Below are 290 nucleotides of genomic sequence, written 5' to 3' on the forward strand. Positions count from 1 at the left end.
AAAGATTCTTTGATTACCATTCAGCATGACGTGCCGGCTTTATGGGTGAGGTTGTTACCAATCAGGCTGAAGCTGTTGCCGGGGATCATTATAATTTCAGATTAAATTTGATTTCAAGAGCTGCAAACCCTGTCGTTTTAGAAGATGTAAAATGGCTAATTCAGTCAGAAAGCTTCAACAGAAAATTATCAAAAGATTCTTTGATTACCATTCAGCATGACGTGCCGGCTTTATGGGTGAGGTTGTTACCAATCAGGCTGAAGCTGTTGCCGGGGATCATTATAATTTCA

The 290-nt window shown here is 40.0% G+C and carries 1 protein-coding gene; it reads left to right on the forward strand.

The annotated features are described in order from the left end of the window. Positions 1-41 precede the first annotated feature (41 nt). The coding region (locus BOQ64_RS22745) for a hypothetical protein (RefSeq protein ID WP_228448535.1) at positions 42-290 on the forward strand (249 nt) is incomplete at its 3' end.

The sequence above is a fragment of the Chryseobacterium sp. CH25 genome (assembly GCF_004119455.1).
Classification (GTDB): Bacteria; Bacteroidota; Bacteroidia; order Flavobacteriales; family Weeksellaceae; genus Chryseobacterium.